1 protein-coding gene is annotated in these 773 nt (G+C 70.1%); it reads right to left on the reverse strand.

All coding sequences use genetic code 11. The annotated features are described in order from the left end of the window. On the reverse strand, positions 1-747 hold a 747-nt coding region (locus tag IEZ06_RS35900; protein ID WP_189241123.1), incomplete at its 3' end, for an RNA-guided endonuclease InsQ/TnpB family protein. Between the last annotated feature and the right edge of the window lie 26 nt (positions 748-773).

The following is a 773-nucleotide window of genomic DNA, read 5'->3' on the forward strand; positions in this document are numbered from 1 at the left end:
CTCCACCCAGTCTTTACGCCGGTCGGTTTCGCGGGCCTTCAGCCGGACGATGGCGGCCTTCACCTTGGCCCGCCGGTTGGAGCCGCGCTTGGCTCGGGCGAGCTTGCGCTGCAGCCTCAGCAGCCGCTTCGTCTCGGTGTCCCGCAGGCCGGGCGCGTTCAGCAGCTCTCCGGTGGAGACGGCCGCCGAGACGGTCACGCCCCGGTCCACGCCGCCGATCTCACCTGTTCCGGGCGCGGGGACCGGTTCGGGGACGACGGCGAACGCGACATGCCGGCGCCCGGCGCTGTCGCGGGTGATCCGGTAGGACTTCACCCCGTCGGGGACGGCCCGCGACCAGCGGAACCGCACCCAGCCGACCTTCGGGATCTTCACCTCGCCGACATGACGGGACAGGCGGCGTACGTGGTCGGGCTTGACGGCGACGATCCGGAAACCCTCGCCCTGGCCGCGTTTACGCCACGTCGGGCGGCGGTGGGTCTTGCCGAAGAAGTTCGCCATGGCCTGAGCGAAGTCCTTGAGGGCCTGCTGTTGGACGACGATCGATCCGGCGCGCAGCCAGTCGAAGGCCGCACGTGCTTCGGTGAGCTGGCGGCACTGCTCGGCGAACCCCGGTGCGCTTTTGCGGCCCGGCTTCCAGTGCGCGTTCTGCTCGACGGCGAGGTTCCACACGAACCTCGCGTGCGCGCAGTGCTCCGCCAGTGCCGCCTCTTGGGCGGGCGTCGGGGAGAGCCGGTACCGGGACATGACGTCATTCTACCACTAGAATGGTG

The sequence above is a fragment of the Planomonospora antibiotica genome, assembly GCF_014647955.1.
In the GTDB taxonomy this organism is placed as follows: domain Bacteria; phylum Actinomycetota; class Actinomycetes; order Streptosporangiales; family Streptosporangiaceae; genus Planomonospora; species Planomonospora parontospora.